Source organism: Levilactobacillus sp. FUA 3915 (assembly GCF_044053135.1).
Classification (GTDB): Bacteria; Bacillota; Bacilli; order Lactobacillales; family Lactobacillaceae; genus Levilactobacillus; species Levilactobacillus lanxiensis.
In genome coordinates this window covers 2251606-2268585 of the sequence record NZ_CP168704.1, presented here as the reverse complement: position 1 = coordinate 2268585, position 16980 = coordinate 2251606, and the positions used below count along the sequence as shown (strand labels likewise).

Here is a 16980-nt window from a genome sequence, read left to right as displayed (position 1 = left end):
TGTAATTGTAAAGCGTTACTTCTCTTCGTCGTGGTCGCGCCACTTCTTGCGCATCCCTTTATTCTTGGTGTGCCGGTTCTTGTGCTTCTTTTTCTTGCTAGGGTTAGGCGTCTCTGCCTTGACCGTTGGCTTCGCCCCACCACTGGTTTTCACCTTGGCGCTAACCTTGGTCCCATCCTTGGCTTTGGCCGTGGCGGTTGGCTTTGCCGTAGCTTGTCGTTCGGCCTTGGCCGTTTCATTGGCTTGCACGGCGGCCGCGGTTGGCCGTTCCGTCCCTAAGGCCCGTCCGTTAAAGTAGAGGGGAACCAATTCATAGTCCGTTTCCTTCAGCAGGCGTTTCAAATCACGTAAGTCGTGATCGTCCCCTAAACTGATCACCTGACCCGGTTCACCCATCCGGCCAGTCCGACCGACCCGGTGGACGTATTCGTTGACCTTATCTGGCAAATCATAGTTGATGACGGCTGGCAGCTTGGGAATGTCTAATCCCCGCGCCGCAACATCCGTCGTCAACAACAACCGAATCCGACCTTGACGGAAATCTTGTAAGGCCTTTTCCCGTTGGACCTGACGTAGATCACTGGTCAACCCCGCTGCGGAAACGTGGTCATGGTAGAAACGCGTTGCCGTCTTGCGGAGCGTGCTGGACTGCTTGAAGAAAACCAGTGCTCGGAAATTTGGGATGGCCAGCAGCCGCTTCAACATTTGGTCACGCTTGTTCATACCGACCTGTAACAACCCGTGGCGAACCTCGCCTTGCGTGTTGTCTTGGTCCCGCACGTCCACGCGTTCAACGTCTTGACCGAACCACTTGTCCAGCTCATGCAAAATTGGCGTGTCGGTGGCGGAGAAGAATCCTAGCTGCACGTCAGCTGGCATTGATTGCGCAATTTCACGGACAGTGTCTAACGTGTCCCCCGTTAACAGGTCATCGGCTTCATCGACGATCATCAGGGAAATCAAATGTAACTTGAGTTTGCGATCATTGACCAGGTTTAAGACCCGGCCTGGGGTGCCGACGATAATTTCTGGCCGCTTCTTCAAGCGCTCCGTTTGCCGTTTTACGTTGGCCCCACCGGTTAAGGCAGCGACCTTTAAGTCGAGTAACTTGGCCCAGTCACGCATGACCCGGCTGGTCTGAATGGCCAACTCTTGGGAGGGTTCCAGGACAATCAGTTGAATCCCATCCCCAGGCAACAGGTTCGCCAGTGCGGGCAACGTGAAGGCGACCGTCTTACCGGACCCCGTGGGTGCTAATCCCAAAACGTTTTGGTCCCCGACCATTTTGTCATAAACGGCCGTTTGAATCGCGGTTGGTGCCTCGTATCCTAAATCTTTAAAATGTTGTTCAAATTGTTTTAACATGCTGTTTCCTTTCTAGTCGTTCTCATCAGCTGGGAAACGCAGGTTGGCGCTGACCCGTAAGCTGTAAAGCACCTGGTTCACGGTCGTGCTCCACTGTAACCAGCGACGATAATCCGCTTGGTTCTGGGGGTCAGCTGGGGCATCGAGCACCCGGGCAAAATCATTAACTTCCGGCAACATCGGGTTGGCCAAGGCGGGTTGGCTGAGGTCCGTGACGTTCCCCGATGCATCGCGTTCGGACACGTGCGTCAGCTCACCCGCACTGTCCAGTGAGACCGTTTCTTTCAAGCCATAAATTTCGGATGGCGCGTAGGAATTGCTGGTCTTCCCAAACGAAACGGTGATGTCAAAGCCAACGTAGCGCAGGACTGCCAGCCCCTTGCCATCGGCCCCGGTCGCAATCAACGTTGGGTAATATTGGACGTGCTCCGGCTGACCGAAGAGCGCCACGGCAAGATAAATGGGATAAACCCCCAAGTCTTGTAGCGCACCAGCAGAAAATTGGCGGCTGAACACGTTTGGCACGTCACCGTCCAACACCAGGTCGTAACGTGACGAATATTTCATGTAGGTCAACGCCGCCCCTTGAATCGTGGGCAAACCTAGTAAGGCCTTCGACAGCGCCTGGAAATTAGGCGTGTGCACGTGACGGGCCGCCTCAAAGAATTTTACCTCGGGATGTTGGGCCAAAGCCGCTTGTACCGCCACCATTTCCTGGCGATTACTGAAGGCTGGCTTTTCCACCACGATGGAAATATCATGGGCAATCGCGGCCATGGCCTGATCAAAGTGCAGGCTGTTCGGTGAGGCAATGTAGACGGCGTCCAAATCGGCCTGCGTCAGCATTTCCTCGTAATCCGTGTAACTGGTCTGCGCCTGGTTCTTGGCTGCGAACGCATCGGCGGTGTCTTGGTGCCGGGAATAAACCCCAGCCAGTTCATACCGGCCGCTCAGCGCCAACGCCTCTACGAATTGTTGCGTAATCCAATTGGTCCCTACCGTCCCCATACGAATCATGCGAATCCCTCCAAAAGTGTTTGAATTATTTTGATTTTTGTTAAATTGTGATTAATTGCCGTTCCCGGCGGCCGGCTCAAAGCGCCCTGCTGTGGGGCCGGTTCCAGCCCTATGGAGCAGGCTTCCACCTCGACTTTGAGCCTGAGGAACGGTCTCAAAGGTCGGCCCATGGTCTAACCTGAGAAAATCACTCAGCTAAGACCATCGACACAGCTGGCCGGTTTGGCCCGCCTCTGGTCACTAACACAGATGCCTGACTATACCATTTCTGTAATTGAAACACAGGTATCGTGCCAAGTATTTCTTCATTTTGGTTGTAACTGGCCACGATTCGAGAACAAACATTATTCTGAACTTTTCTTTCAAATGACATCAGCCGATTCTCAATCAATAGTCATGATGACACCTGTCCAATCACCACAAAACACGCTTACCTTCAAGTTTACCATGCCAGTGCATGAAAGCCCGTGACCAGCACTCGGTGATTACTGAGCGTGCCGCTGGTATTTGCTCTGCCCAGTTAAGCGCTAATCCCATTTTAACAGTCCCGGTGGTCCGGCGATAGCTTTCGGATTAATTTTCTAAAATCCGAGGGAAATAGTACAGGTTTCCTGGTCAAAAATGTTATATTGTAGAAAGAAACTTAAATTCAAGGGAGGGATTACCGGTGAAAGGTCGAGACATTGCCTTATTTGGAATTTCACTGGTTGCCGGATTGACTGGCGGCTTTTCGTTGCGCAAGAAGAAAGACCCACAACCAAGCACATCGCCACTCTTTTACGTTGGCACGTGGCAGTTCATTGACCCCCACAACCAGCGTCGCCACCGGCTCGAAATTAGTCCTAATCTTGACGTGCAGATTGATGATCACCAGCTTCAAGTCCGGGTTCAGGACCTCAATGAACAGCAATTGACGTTCCAGGATAAATTCGGTTATCACTTAACCATTCACGCCAACGAACGCCAACCAATTTCGTTTTTTGATGAAGCAGATGATTGTACCTACATGATGAAACCTATTTCGCCAACCAAAGATGACGCCTAATCATAACTAAGAGAGTGGACCCAAAGGCGATTAGCCGGTGAGCATTAAGGCTGACAACCGAATAATCCTGGTTTTGGATTGTTTGGTTATCAGTTTTAAGCGGAACCGACTGCCTTTGGGTCCACGTTTCGGCCATGTAAAATCGGCCAACTAAGGACCTGGGATACTTGACCCCAGGTCCTTTTAATTTACCTAAATTTATGGGGAAAACTTCGCCCACACTCGTCGATTCCCGTTAAACACGGACCGCGCCACGGGTTGGTCCTGACCGTTCTGGGTCACACTGCCATCCGCATCATATTCGATCAATTTGACCTGCGAATCGTGCCCCGCCAGCTTCCCACCGGCAATCCAATAGTCCTCACTGGGTAAGACCGGCCGAACAAATTGGGTCAGCACCTGTTTATTGGCAAAAATGATGACCCCTTGGTGGTACCATTTCAGGCGACTGACCAGCGTTTTGAGCTTCTGCCCCTGCGCCGCCATGTCCGTATTACTACTATTATATTTACCGTAATAACTGACCGCCACCATAATTGGTAAGGTCCCGGTATCTTGACCGACCGTTTCGTGGAAGTGCCGGTACTGGCGAGCGGCCGAGCTGGTAAAGCTGAACGTGTGCGCAACCCCCACCTTGAGGTCTGCCCCCTGGGACCGCGAATAGTTATCACTGAAATCGTCATCGGTATAGGTCGCACCAGATGTCGCCTGCAGGTAAACGAAGTCGGTATGCTTGGAAAGTTGTTGAAAATCCAGGTAGCCACTGTCCTGGTTAATCGTCATCCCCCGTACTGGGTAGTTTTCCAGCTGCCGCTTCTGGTGGGCCTGCCACTGACTCCAACCGACAACGGCGATGATCACCACCAGCAGGAGTCCAAGGCCCCACCACCAACGCCGATGATGCCGACGGCGGTACGTATTTTCATAAATTGGTTTGTACTCAGTTCGTTTCACCGTCAGTCACCGTTTCTCCTTTAGCCGTCGCACCATCTGCCTGGCGCTAGTAGCCACTAAATTTAACTTTTATTATACCATGCCACCCGCCAGAACCTAACCCGCGGCGTGATGTCACCGGTTTTAATTTGATCGTTGATTTTCGCCTCCGGGGGCGTGAGAATGGCCCGGAACGCTGTGGGCGAACGCCCGGAGCCAAAGAACGGTCTCCGTGCTTACTTTGAGCCACCCAGGTGTCTCAAAGATATCAATGTTCTAACCGGCACAGACCGCCGCTAAGAACATTCCCACGGCTAAGCCCATTCTCACTCTCCCGGAGGCGCCAGTTCCGCGTTTAACCCTAGTTGACCGGTGGACGCCAAAGGAGCCGGGAAAATTAACCCGGCCCCTTTACATTTACCTAATTAATCTTCATGCCGGGTCTGTTCGATGACATCGCGGACCTTGGTCAGCGTTTGATCGGTTCGTGAAGAGATTCGCAACACGGTCATCATAAACAGGCTATCGAGGATGGCCAGCTGGGACAGTAACGAGTACATCCCCTCCGAGCGGTAGTTCACTTCATCCGTCAATGATAGGAAGGAAACGTCTGCGGCCTGCGCCAATGGTGACCCACTATAACTGGTGATGGCAATCATCGTAACGTCATTGCGCTCTAGCTCTTCAGCGATTTTCAACGTCTCATGATTCCGACCAGAATGGGAGATGATAATGGCCACGTCATCTTTCCCCAACTTAGCGGCCTGCATCAGCTGAATATCATAGTCCGGATAGTACGCCACGTTCAGTGAGGTCCGCAAAAATTTGTGAAAACCATCTAATGCGGCGATTGAGGACCCGCCGAGGCCAAAGAACGTCACCGACTTGGCATGAATCAATTTAAGGACTGCCCGGGCCAGTTCGTGTTCACTCAGCGCCTCGTTCGTGGCTTCTAATGAATGAATCGTGTAGTGGAAGGTTTTATTCGCAATGGTCGACAGGGAATCCCCCTCGCCCAGTTCTGGAAAGGAACTAATCTGGGGCGTGTCTTCAATGGCCAAATGGGCCAAGGCCATGGTGAACTCCCGGTAGTTGGCATAGTCCATGCGTTTCACAAATCGTGAGATAGTGGCCGTGGAAACCCCGGTGGCGCTGGCCAACTCCTTGATGGTCATCTCACTCACAACGCTAGCGTTGTCCAATGCCAGTGTCGCAACCTTCTTTTCCGTTGGAGATAGTTGATCGTACATTCCCCGAATCTTACCAATGGTTGAGCGCGCGATGATCGCCGACCCCTTTCTTCGATACCCTTATTTTAAAACTTGTTTTATCTATTAATAGACGGTCTAATCTATAAGCCGGTTACCCACTTAGGTATCCAGCGTCCAGATGATTGACCAGTTGACTTGTGCCGACAAGTAAGGTCAGTCACCCAACAAAGAACCGCCATCCCCTGCCGGTTGCCAATCCGTGTCTCATCCCGGTATGCTGACAGCGACGTTGAACTTTTTAGGCAATTTTGCGAATCACAAAATTTTTTGGTAAAAAAGTTTCACTGCCGCGAAAAGCCGAAATCCCGCGGTATAAAGCGATTACCATTTTAAAATCCACCGCGTGGCGATAACTTATTTCACTTTTTGTAAACATTTTACATCAAAAGCCTTGAAATGTGAAACTTTTTTACATATAATAGCGTTGTCAGAAAAATTTCGCATCATGCAAAGGAGATTATTTCATGAAACTCGGATTAATTGGTTTAGGTAAAATGGGTCTTAGCCTCGCAGAAAACGCTATGGATCACAACCACGAAATCGTTGGTTTTGATTTAAACAAGGATTTTGTCGACAAGGCAGTTGCTGCAGGTGCTGAAGGCGCCGACAGCTTAGAAGACATGGTTTCCAAGTTACCTTCACCTAAGATTGTTTGGGTTATGGTTCCAGCCGGCAAGCCAACCGACTCTACGATTGAATCATTAAGCACGTTGCTCAGCAAGGGCGACATCTTGATTGATGGTGGGAACTCTTACTACAAGGATTCTCTTCGTCACAACGAAATCTTGAAGGCCAAAGGCATTGACTTCTTTGACTGTGGGACTTCAGGTGGTATGGAAGGTGCACGTTCACACGGTAACTTCATGATCGGTGGGGACAACAAGGCTGCTTTCGAAACGATCCGTCCATTATACGACGACATCGCTGAAAAAGACGGTTACCTTTACACCGGCCCAGCTGCTTCAGGTCACTACTTGAAGATGGTCCACAATGGTATCGAATACGGCCAAATGCAAGCCATCGCTGAAGGTTTCGAAGTTCTCGAAGCTTCCAAGTTCGAATACGACAACGAAGCCGTTGCTAAGGTTTGGAGCCATGGTTCTGTTATCCGGGGCTGGCTCATGGAATTGGCTGAAGAACAATTCGCCAAGGATCCTGAACTTAAGAACATCGCCGGTCGCATGCATGCTTCTGGTGAAGGCCAATGGACTGTTCAAGAAGGTTTGGACAGCCAAGTACCTACGCCAGTTATCGCTTTGTCATTGATGATGCGTTACCGTTCTATGCAAGATGACACCTTCACTGGTAAAGTTGTTTCAGCTTTACGTAACGGTTTTGGTGGCCACGCCATGGACAAGGCTGGCAAATAATTTTTAATTAGCGACACGAAAGGAAGAGCTCTATGGACTACATGATTGGGGTCGATATTGGTACGACCAGTGTCAAGACCGTATTGTATGATACTGCGGGTAAGATGCAAGGTTATTCAAACAACCTGTATCCCCTCTATCAAGATGTGCCCGATATGGCTGAAGAAGATCCAGATGAGATTTTCTCTGCCATGATCGATGGGTTAACCACTGTTATGCGGAAGGCAGATTTGAAGGACGGCAAGTTACAAGGTGTCTCCTTCTCCGCTGCCATGCACAGTCTGATTCTCTTAGATGAAGACCACAAGCCGCTGACTCGGGCAATTACCTGGGCTGATAACCGGGCAGTTAAGTATGCAGATGAATTACGCGAAAACGGTGTGGGTAAGCAACTTTACGAAAAGACCGGGACGCCAATTCACCCTATGACACCGCTCAGTAAATTAATTTGGTTGCGCAATGACCAACCGGACTTGTTTAACCAAGCCCGTTGGTTCGTCGGCATCAAGGAATACGTCTTATACAAGTTATTCGGCGTGCTCCAAGAAGACTACTCTATTGCCAATGCCACTGGTCTCTTTAACATCTTTAAGATGGACTGGGACGACCAAGCCTTGGAAGTTGCTGGGATTACCCGTGACCAATTACCTAAATTGGTCGACACAACTGACCAAATCACTGGCATGAAAGCTGATTACGCTGGTGTTATTGGTATGGACCCACAAACTCCCTTTATCATGGGTGCTTCCGATGGTCCCCTCGCCAACTTAGGCGTTAACGCCATCAAGCCTGGTGTTGTGGCTGTTACCATCGGGACGTCCGGTGCCGTTCGGGTCGTCACTGATAAGCCGAAGATTGACCCTAAGGGCCGGGTCTTCTGCTACTACCTTTCTAAGGATCACTGGGTTGTCGGTGGACCAGTCAACAACGGGGGGATTGTCTTCCGTTGGGTCCGTGACCAACTCTTTGCTCCAGAAAAGTTGACCGCTGAACAAATGCACGTCGACTCCTACGATCTCTTAACTGAAATCGCATCGAAGGTCCCTGCTGGTTCCGATGGTCTGATTTTCCATCCATTCTTGGGTGGCGAACGGGCCCCTATCTGGGACGCTAACGCACGTGGCTCCTTCTTCGGTTTAACACGGACCCATTCACGGGCCCACATGGTTCGGGCAGCCCTCGAAGGGATTGTCTACAACCTGTACACCGTGATGTTGGCCCTCGAAGAAGTTGTTGGCAAGCCATCTAGCATTCAAGCTACCGGTGGTTTCGCCCGTTCAGCTCTCTGGCGGCAAATGCTCGCTGATATTTTTGAACAAGACGTTACCATCCCAGAAAGTCCTGAAGGGACTGCCCTGGGTGCCGCAACGCTTGGGATGTATGCCTTAGGGATGATCGATGACCTCTCCGCTGTGAAGAACTTCATCGGTGTTTCTAACGTGCACCACCCTAACCCAGAAACGTATGACGCTTACCGGGCCTTGGTTCCGATTTACATTCGCCTTAGTCGGCAATTGCAATCAGAATACAAGAATATCGCTGAGTACCAACGGACTCACGTTCACCAACAAGATACCAAGAAAAAGTAATTGGTCTAGTCTTTTCAGAAAACTAACCAACGAAATTTAAAATTTTTGAAACTTTATGGTATACAAATTGGATTTTATAACGTACAATGTGTGTACTTGCATTGAAAAGCCAACGGATTATGCGTTGGCTTTTCAAAATTCACTCAATGAAAGGGCTTACTTCCTATGGAACTACTAGCTTTGCTTATCGGGGTCATCTTCTTATTGGTCCTCATTATTCGTTTCAAGATCAACACCTTTGTTTCCCTGATTTTAACTTCTGTCTTAACAGCCATTCTGTTAGGCATGAACCTCACGACAATCGCCACGACGATTGAATCTGGGATTGGGAGCCAACTTGGCGAACTCTCCTTGGTCTTTGGTTTCGGGGCCATGCTGGGTCGGTTAGTTGCCGACGCCGGTGGGGCTTACGTGATTGCCACGACACTGATTGACAAATTCGGTAAGAAGCGCCTCCAATTAGCCATTATGCTTGCTTCATTTATTCTTGGTATCGCGCTATTCTTCGAAGTTGGGATGGTTCTGTTAATTCCTATCGTCTTTGCCATCGCCGTTGAAGCTGATGTGCCAATCCTTTACTTAGGGATTTCCATGGCAGCCGCTTTGTCTGTTACCCACGGGTTCTTACCACCTCACCCAGCACCAGTTGCCATTGCGCAAGTCTTGGGTGCCAACGATGGTAAGGTCCTCCTGTTCGGTTTAGTTGTTGCGATTCCTGCAGCCATCGTTGCCGGGCCAATGTTCACCAAGTTAGCTCAGAAATTTGCACCAGAAGCCTTTGCTCGTAAAGGGAACTTATCTTCCTTGGGTGAAGTTAAGACCTTCAAGCCTTCCGAAGCACCTAGCTTTGGCCTGTCCGTTCTGACTTCCCTCTTCCCAGTTATCCTGATGGCCATCACGACCATCTACAAGATGACGGTCGACGGTGGGGCAACGCCTACCAAGAACGCCTCCATGTTGGACCAAATCGTTGCCTTGATTGGTGACCCAGCCATCGCGATGTTAATCTCCCTGATGGTTGCAATGTTCACCATGGGTTGGGGTCGGAAACGTAAGACCTCAGACATCATGGCAACCTTGGAAAACGCTGTTAAGTCCATCGCTATGCTGCTGTTAGTTATCGGTGGTGGTGGGGCCTTCAAGCAAGTCCTCATCGATGGTGGTGTTGGTAAAGAAGTTGCAAAACTCTTCATCGACTCTAACATGTCCCCACTGATCTTAGGTTGGTTAGTCGCCGTTGTCCTCCGTGTGGCTTTAGGTTCCGCAACGGTTTCTGCTTTGACCGCTGCTGGTATCGTTGCCCCATTGATGGCCCAATCCGGTGTTGACCCAGCCCTCATGGTTCTGGCCATTGGTGCTGGTTCCTTAGCTGCTTCTCACGTGAACGATGCCGGGTTCTGGATGTTCCGTGAATACTTCGATTTGACTGTTAAGCAAACGTTGAGCATTTGGACCGTGCTGGAAACTGTGATTTCCATCGTGGGTATCCTGATTGTTCTGTTGCTGAACATGGCGTTCCACTAGAATTTTTCTGACAATTAATTCGAGCGTCACTTGGTCCGCTGCCCCCTGGGGTGGCGGACCTTTTTGTCTGGGCTAAACGCTTGGTTCATTCGCCTCCGGGATGGTGAAAATATACCGGAACGCGGTGGGCGCCCGTCTGGAGCCAAAGTACGGTCTCCAGACTTACTTTGAGCCGCTGAGAACCGCGTCTCAAAGATAGCAGTTGCCTAAGCAGTAAAACTGCTTAGGCAACTCCCACTGCTGAGCATATTTTCACCATCCCTGCGGCTGACATGCGTTTAGCCCATACAAGCGGTATTGTTGTTCGTTGATTTTATACTAGTTCAAATATAAATGTAACCCCCAAAAATTTGTATGACAGTCAAATTGAGCCTGAGGTTCGGTCTCAAAGGTTGTCCCGTGGGCTAGGCTGGGAAAGCACCCCAGCCAAGACCACCGACACAGCTGGGCACCTTGGCTCACCTCTGGTCACTTCCATAACTGGTGGATTTTCACCATCCCTGCGGCTGACACGTGTTTAGCCCGTACAACCGGTGTTGTGGTTGGGTTAATGTGTGCCATTTTACCGGTACAAGAAGCCCGCACTTACTCCCAACATAGCTACTAACAATCCAATTCCACCCCAAATCATGTTCACCAACTCATGTTGTTCACCACAACGACTTACCCCTTAAATATCCCCGTAAAAGTATAACTGCTTAAATACCCCCTCCCTGCTCGTCTAATCGCTTTCTCACCGTCGTGACATCCTTTCACATATCTCTGCTTCAACCGCACACAACGCTAAATTTAAGTGCTATAATGGTAAAATCAGTCATTTGAGAGAAGAGAGGAGTCTAAAACTTTGGCAAAGGAGTTACGCCGAGAAATCGGCACGTTTACTGCCCTGGCAACCGTGATGGGAACCGTGATCGGTGGTGGGGTATTCTTCAAGACCGCTAGCGTGGTGGCTGCCAACCACTCCGCTAACATGACGCTGGCTGCTTGGATTTTGGGTGGGATTTTGACCATCTGTGCGGGTCTGACGAGCGCCGAACTCGCCGCTGCGATTCCCCGTACTGGGGGCGCCATGCGTTACCTGGAGTACGCCTACGGCAAGCCCGTCGGTTTCTTAATGGGTTGGGCCCAATTACTGGTCTATTACCCCGCCAACATCGCGGCCCTCTCGATTATTTTCGGGACGCAATGGGTTGCCCTGTTCCATCTGAGCAGTGCCTGGCAGTTACCGGTCGCCATTCTGTGTGGCCTGAGTATCACTGGCCTGAACTTTTTAGGCGCCAAGGTCGGCGGGTCCGTCCAGTCGATTGCCCTGATTTTTAAATTGATTCCCATTATTGTGATCGTCGGGATTGGCCTGTTTGCACCGGCTAACGCCCCCATTCACCTCTGGCCAATTAGCACCGGCGACCACCTCAACTGGGGAAGCGCCTTTAGCTCCAGCCTGTTGGCGACGATGTTTGCCTATGACGGCTGGATCAGCATTGGGAACATCGCCGGTGAAATGAAACATCCCGAGCGCGACCTGCCGCGGGCCATCATCATTGGTCTGGCCGGCATCACCCTGATCTACACGCTGGTCAACCTGGTGTTCTTGAAGACGCTACCCATCGACCTGATCGCGGGTAACCAAAACGCTGCGGCCGACGCGTCCATGCGGCTGTTCGGTCAATTTGGTGGGAAGCTGGTCACGATTGGCATCCTGATTTCCGTCTACGGGGCCATCAACGGCTACACACTGACGGGGATGCGGGTGCCCTTCGCCATGGCCGAAGAGGACAGCCTGCCCTTTTCCAAATACTTCCGCCAGCTATCTCGCCGGACCTACGTGCCTTATTTTGCGGGAAGTGTGCAGTTCGTCATCGCCCTAATCATGATGTTCATGGGAAGCTTTGATCTCTTAACGGATATGCTGGTCTTCGTAATGTGGGTCTTCAACTGCCTCATCTTCATCGCCGTCTTCAAATTACGACGGACGGAACCCGAGCTCAACCGGCCTTACCGGGTCCCGGGTTATCCCGTAATTCCGTTGATTGCGCTGGTAGGTGGGATTTTCATCCTAGCCACCACGCTGATTACCGAAACGGGCCTCGCCGTCACCGGCCTGTTGCTCACCCTGATTGGCCTGCCGATTTACTTCTGGCACCAACGGCATAAAACCACCAATTAAACAAAATGGCTCACACAAGTTTAGCGCTTGTGTGAGCCATTTTTCGTTAGTTTTCGTAATGTAAGGGCGCTGGTAACGCCGGTAAATCAGGGAAAAGCTGGCGTAACCGAGCCTCGGCGTCGGGCACGCGGGTATCCCGGTCCTCCAACACCTGAGTGATGCCATCAAAGGTAAACATCAGGAGGTCGGCACCGTTCTCGTCACGCACCTGGTAGAAGCGGATGCCGGCTTGTAAGGCGGTCATCACAAATCGTTGTGCGTGATCAGACAGCTGCTGAAGCTGTGGCAACAGCGCTGGCGTGTTGATGCGGTCGTGATACCACTTCCGCGCCACGGCCTGCCCAAATTTCATCAGGCTGCCGTCTTCAACGTGCGCCAACAACTTGGCTGCTGGCGTTAACTCGGGATGCGTCAGGACTTCCTCCAGGTCGTCGATGATATCCCACTGCTCGATGTGCGTCTGTAAGGACTGCGCCATCTCCCGCATTTCGTGGAAGATCTGCTCCCCTTCCAGTTGATATTGCGTGGCCGTCAGGGGGTTCTCCAACGCGACCGTCTGGTTCTTGGTCCGCGCGGCCGTCAGCGTTTCTGCCAGATTTTCTGGTTCCGGTTGGGTCAGCAGGTACAACATGAAAATCTTCAGGAAGTACATGGCGTGGCGACTGACCCCGTTGGGCGTGAACGGCGTGTTGTCAAAGTCTCTGAGTTCCAGGTATTGGATACCCCCGGTCAAGAAGTCACGCGCGTTGGCCCGTCCCTTGAGCCGCACCGGCCCGTAGAATTCATGCGCGGAGAAGTAGGTCCCCTCGTCGATTCGGTCCTGTAATTGCGTTAAATGCGCCGTCAGTGAGGCGTAGGTCACCTGTTCCTGTGGGAAGTTGACGAAGCCGTAAGGACTGTTACGAATACTGCGGACGGGTTCCTGCAGGTCTGCCGGAACGGTCTCAAAGAACCCCTTTTCCGCGATGGGACTAGCCCCAAATAGGTAGGTCAGTAACCACTGGTAGCGCACAAAGTTTTGGGCCACCCGGAAGTACAAGGCATTTTTAAAGGCAACCAGCGAACTGAATTCGGTGGTGTAATGGCTGTACAAGCGATGAATGACGGGGTCCGGCAAGCTGTAGTTGACGTGAACGCCGGTCAAACAGCCGTGCTGCAGGCCGTACTTTTTGACCAAATACTCCCGGTATGGGCGAATCGCCGGCCGGTCAAAGTGATCCGCGATAAACTGCAGATCCGTGTCGTCCACCACCGGCGGCATGCTCAGCGGCCAGATGCGGTCGTCGCCCTCCAGTGAGCGGTACGCTACCGTTTGCAACGTATCGAGTTGGTCCAACGTACCCCCGATATTGGGGTTGGGGTCGGTAATGACCTCCAACTGACTTTCGGTGAAGTCCGTTTGAAAATACGGATGAAAAGTCCGGGACCCAAGTTGGCTAGGGTGTGGGCGACGGCTCAACCGGCCATGCTGGTCGATTCGCTGCTCTTCAATCTCTAGCCCCACTAGGCTGTGATAAAGCTGTTCTGATAAGTTTTCTTCGCGAATAACCGCTAATAAGTTGTCCAGCATGGCGGTAACATCCCCTAACCTTAAGATGACTGATTTAACCTAAAGTGTAAACAAAAATGGGGCCCGTGTCACTGATATTGGCTAACTTTTTTCAAAAAAATTTAGTGAGTAACCCATCCACCGGGATGATGAAAATACGTGTTGTCCGTTCGTTCCCGGCGGTGGGCTCAAGGAGCCCTGCTGTGGGGCCGGTTCCAGCCTATGGGGCGGGCTTCCACCTCGATTTGAAACCTCGCCAGGGCCGCTTCTCAGGCCGTAGACGTTCCTCACAGTCACCCACGTAAAGTTGGTACCATTTCCAAGGCCACCAACCACGATAGGCAGAAACTCCTACATCCCCCACCAGCCACACGGCACCCTTGCCAGCTGGCTCTTTCAGCCGTTGTTAGCGACCAGAGGCGGTTTCGCGGACGCAGCTGTGTCGGTGTTGTTAGGCCGAGTGTCTTTCTCGGCCTTACACCACGGGACGACCTGGGAAACTCGCGCCCTTGGCGAGGTTTCCAGGCGAGACGAAGGACCGCTTCTCAGGCCGCAGTCGTTCCCCACAGCAGCGGTAGCGAAGACCGCCGCCGGGAGCGGACCCCAACGACAAAAAGAGCCAGCCGGCAAGGAACGCCGACTGGCTCGAGGAGATGAAGCACGGTTCTGACTACCGAACCGTTTCGTGAATCAGCGTAATTGGTTCCGCTGAATCGCTAATTTCAATATTCTTGTAAAGCATGTCCTTGATGTCAGCAACATCTTCACGGTTACTGTAGATGGTCAAGAGCGTGTCGCCAGTCTTAACGGCGTCACCAATCTTCTTGTTCATCATGATACCCACCGCGTAGTCCAGCTTGTCATCAGCCTTTTGCCGGCCACCACCGAGTAACATCCCGGCGATACCCATTTCATCGGCTTCAACCTTGCTGACAACCCCATCAGACTTGGCTGGCAAGTCGATCTTGTACTTGGCTTGTGGCATGATTTCTGGATGTTCGATGACACTCCGGTCGCCACCTTGGGCTTCGATCATGTCGCCGAACTTCTTCAATGCGGAGCCGTCTTCGATGGTCTTTTCACACATTGCCCGGGCCGTCTTCAAGTCGTCAGCCTTCCCAGACATGACAACCATGTGAGAACCTAAGGTCAAGACTAAGTCGGTAATGTCGGCTGGTGCTTGGCCCTTTAAGAGGTCGATGGATTCCTTGATTTCCAAGGCGTTCCCAATGGCGTTCCCTAAAGGTTGGTTCATATCGGAAATGATGGCCATGCAGTTCATGCCGACCCCTTTACCGATACCCACTAAGGCTTTGGCCAATTCACGTGAGTCGTCCAAGGTCTTCATGAAGGCACCCGCACCGGTCTTAACGTCGATCACTAAGGCGTCGGTCCCGGAAGCAATCTTCTTGCTCATGATGGAGCTAGCAATCAACGGAATGGAGTCAACCGTGTCGGTGACGTCCCGCAGTGCGTAGATCTTCTTGTCAGCGGGGGCAATGTTTCCAGTAGCCCCAACAATGGCCAAGCCTTGGTCCTTCACTTGCTTCTTAAATTCGTCTTCACTGATTTCAACTTTGTATCCTGGAATCGCTTCCAATTTATCCAAAGTGCCACCCGTGTGACCCAGGCCACGGCCAGAGATCATTGGAACGGGAATGCCCAATGCGGCAACGATTGGTGCCAATGGAATACTGGTCTTGTCACCCACACCACCGGTCGAGTGCTTGTCGACTTTAATGCCAGGGATGCTGGATAAGTCCAAATGGTCCCCAGACTTCATCATGGCCATGGTCAACTCTGAGCGTTCAGCGTCGGTCATGTCGTTGAAGTACGTTGCCATTAAGAAGGCACTGGTTTGGTAATCTGGAATTTCACCGGAAACCACACCATCAACGAAGGTTTGGATTTCTTCCTTAGTTAATTCGCCACCGTTACGTTTCTTATCAATAATATCTACCATTCTCATGTTTCAGCCACTCCATTTCTAATTGGGATAAACGTCGTTACTGTTTCGGCGTGTCCTTAAGTAGTTGTGCTGCTGCGTGTTGATCAATAATGAGGCAATTCGGGTAGCCGCCCAGTAAGGCCGCTTTCACGGCGGGAACTTTAGCATCCCCCGCCGCCACCAGAATTGAGTGTTCCTTTTGCTTTAAGCTTTCTAAATTAATGCCAATAGTCCGTTCATTCAGCTGTGGATTAACGATTTCACCATTTTCATCAATGTAGCGGGAGAAGATATCCCCCACCGCATGGGCCTGCAAGGACTCCTTTTCAGGCTCCTGCAGATACCCTAGCTGAAAGACCAGCGCATTGTTGCGAACCGTCCCGACGGAATAAATCGCGATATTGGCTTTCTCGCCCAACTCAAGTAGATACTGAATATGCCGTTCCTTCTCCACCAATTCCTTAGTTTGCTGGTGGTCGAAGATGACGGGCAGTGGTAAGTACTGGGGCACCGCGTGAAAAGCATTGGCAAAGGCGTCGATGCTTTCGTAAGCGTAGGTGTGCTCAGTGGAGTAACTCACACTCCCCTTAAGTTGAATGACCTCCACCCCAGTCAGGGTATCGGGTTGTAAATTGGAGCCAATAGCGTAGATGGTCTTGCCCCAGCCAATCCCAATAACATCGTGTTCCTGCACAATATCTTCGAGATAGCGGGCGGCATACGACCCCACCGCGTTTAAAATGTCACCGGTTGCGGTCAACTGCGTGGGAACCACGTGAACCTCCACGTGATAGGCTGCGCTCAACGCGTCTTCCAGCGTCTGCACGTCCTGCACGGGGTCCACGATTTGAATCCGCACTAATCCTTGTTCTCTAGCAAACTGAAGGAGCCGGGAAACCGTCGGCCGGGAAATCCCCAGCTGTTGGGCAATCTGACTTTGACTCTGATCAGCTTGGTAATACATCTTGGCAACGGTTAACCCTTGGGCCAATCGCTGTTCGGTCGTCTCTGCCATTCCCCGTTTCCTCCTCATTATTGGTTATTTATTCTAAATGTTCCGTGCCCTGGGACCGTGGGCTTTCCACCTGCGGCTGAATAGGAACTACCGGCCTGTGGGGCAACCCCCTGAAGCCAAAGTACGGTCTTCAGGGGCGGTTCGAAGCTTTGCCAAAACCGCAAATCTTCAAACGCGACCCGTGGAG

Annotated in this window: 13 protein-coding genes; 5 read left to right on the top strand and 8 right to left on the bottom strand. The window is 51.5% G+C overall.

Going from position 1 to position 16980, the window contains the following annotated elements:
* Positions 1–15 precede the first annotated feature (15 nt).
* Complete coding sequence (locus ACEPST_RS10525; protein ID WP_204121020.1) at positions 16–1365, bottom strand: DEAD/DEAH box helicase; 1350 nt, start codon at positions 1363–1365, stop codon at positions 16–18.
* Between the two features lie 12 nt (positions 1366–1377).
* Complete coding sequence (locus ACEPST_RS10520; protein ID WP_204121021.1) at positions 1378–2382, bottom strand: Gfo/Idh/MocA family oxidoreductase; 1005 nt, start codon at positions 2380–2382, stop codon at positions 1378–1380.
* Positions 2383–3049: 667 nt separating this feature from the next.
* On the opposite strand from ACEPST_RS10520, the gene ACEPST_RS10515 reads away from it, so the two are divergent.
* A complete protein-coding gene (locus ACEPST_RS10515; protein ID WP_203646330.1) occupies positions 3050–3427 on the top strand; it encodes a DUF4828 domain-containing protein in 378 nt (125 codons plus the stop codon).
* 198 nt (positions 3428–3625) lie between these two features.
* Here the strand turns inward: ACEPST_RS10515 and ACEPST_RS10510 are convergent, their stop codons facing one another.
* The 3 genes from ACEPST_RS10510 to ACEPST_RS10500 all read right to left on the bottom strand — a co-directional run bounded on the left by ACEPST_RS10510 (position 3626) and on the right by ACEPST_RS10500 (position 6007).
* Positions 3626–4381, bottom strand: a complete 756-nt coding sequence (locus ACEPST_RS10510; protein WP_204121022.1) for a GH25 family lysozyme — start codon at positions 4379–4381, stop codon at positions 3626–3628.
* Positions 4382–4785: 404 nt separating this feature from the next.
* On the bottom strand, positions 4786–5610 hold the full coding sequence (locus ACEPST_RS10505) for a MurR/RpiR family transcriptional regulator (RefSeq protein ID WP_203637413.1): 825 nt from the start codon (positions 5608–5610) through the stop codon (positions 4786–4788).
* A 259-nt stretch (positions 5611–5869) separates the two neighbouring features.
* Positions 5870–6007, bottom strand: coding sequence for a hypothetical protein (locus tag ACEPST_RS10500; RefSeq protein ID WP_395425071.1), 138 nt, complete (start codon positions 6005–6007; stop codon positions 5870–5872).
* An 88-nt stretch (positions 6008–6095) separates the two neighbouring features.
* On the opposite strand from ACEPST_RS10500, the gene gnd reads away from it, so the two are divergent.
* From gnd to ACEPST_RS10480, 4 genes are all read left to right on the top strand, one after another.
* Entirely contained in the window at positions 6096–7001 is a 906-nt protein-coding gene (gnd, locus tag ACEPST_RS10495; RefSeq protein ID WP_204121023.1) for a phosphogluconate dehydrogenase (NAD(+)-dependent, decarboxylating), read from the top strand.
* A gap of 32 nt (positions 7002–7033) precedes the next feature.
* Positions 7034–8590: a gluconokinase gene (gene gntK / locus ACEPST_RS10490; RefSeq protein ID WP_125765101.1), complete on the top strand. Its 1557-nt coding sequence runs from the start codon at positions 7034–7036 to the stop codon at positions 8588–8590.
* Between the two features lie 165 nt (positions 8591–8755).
* Entirely contained in the window at positions 8756–10114 is a 1359-nt protein-coding gene (locus ACEPST_RS10485; RefSeq protein WP_203646322.1) for a gluconate:H+ symporter, read from the top strand.
* Between the two features lie 844 nt (positions 10115–10958).
* Positions 10959–12281: an APC family permease gene (locus ACEPST_RS10480; protein WP_204121024.1), complete on the top strand. Its 1323-nt coding sequence runs from the start codon at positions 10959–10961 to the stop codon at positions 12279–12281.
* Positions 12282–12327: 46 nt separating this feature from the next.
* On the opposite strand, the gene ACEPST_RS10475 is transcribed toward ACEPST_RS10480, so the two are convergent.
* The 3 genes from ACEPST_RS10475 to ACEPST_RS10465 form a co-directional block, all read right to left on the bottom strand.
* Complete coding sequence (locus ACEPST_RS10475) at positions 12328–13851, bottom strand: gamma-glutamylcysteine synthetase (RefSeq protein ID WP_204121025.1); 1524 nt, start codon at positions 13849–13851, stop codon at positions 12328–12330.
* Between the two features lie 649 nt (positions 13852–14500).
* Positions 14501–15799, bottom strand: coding sequence for a pyrimidine-nucleoside phosphorylase (locus ACEPST_RS10470; protein ID WP_204121026.1), 1299 nt, complete (start codon positions 15797–15799; stop codon positions 14501–14503).
* Between the two features lie 37 nt (positions 15800–15836).
* The gene (locus tag ACEPST_RS10465; RefSeq protein WP_203646317.1) at positions 15837–16793 is read right to left on the bottom strand and encodes a sugar-binding transcriptional regulator; all 957 of its coding nucleotides are present in this window, start codon (positions 16791–16793) and stop codon (positions 15837–15839) included.
* Positions 16794–16980: the final 187 nt, after the last annotated feature.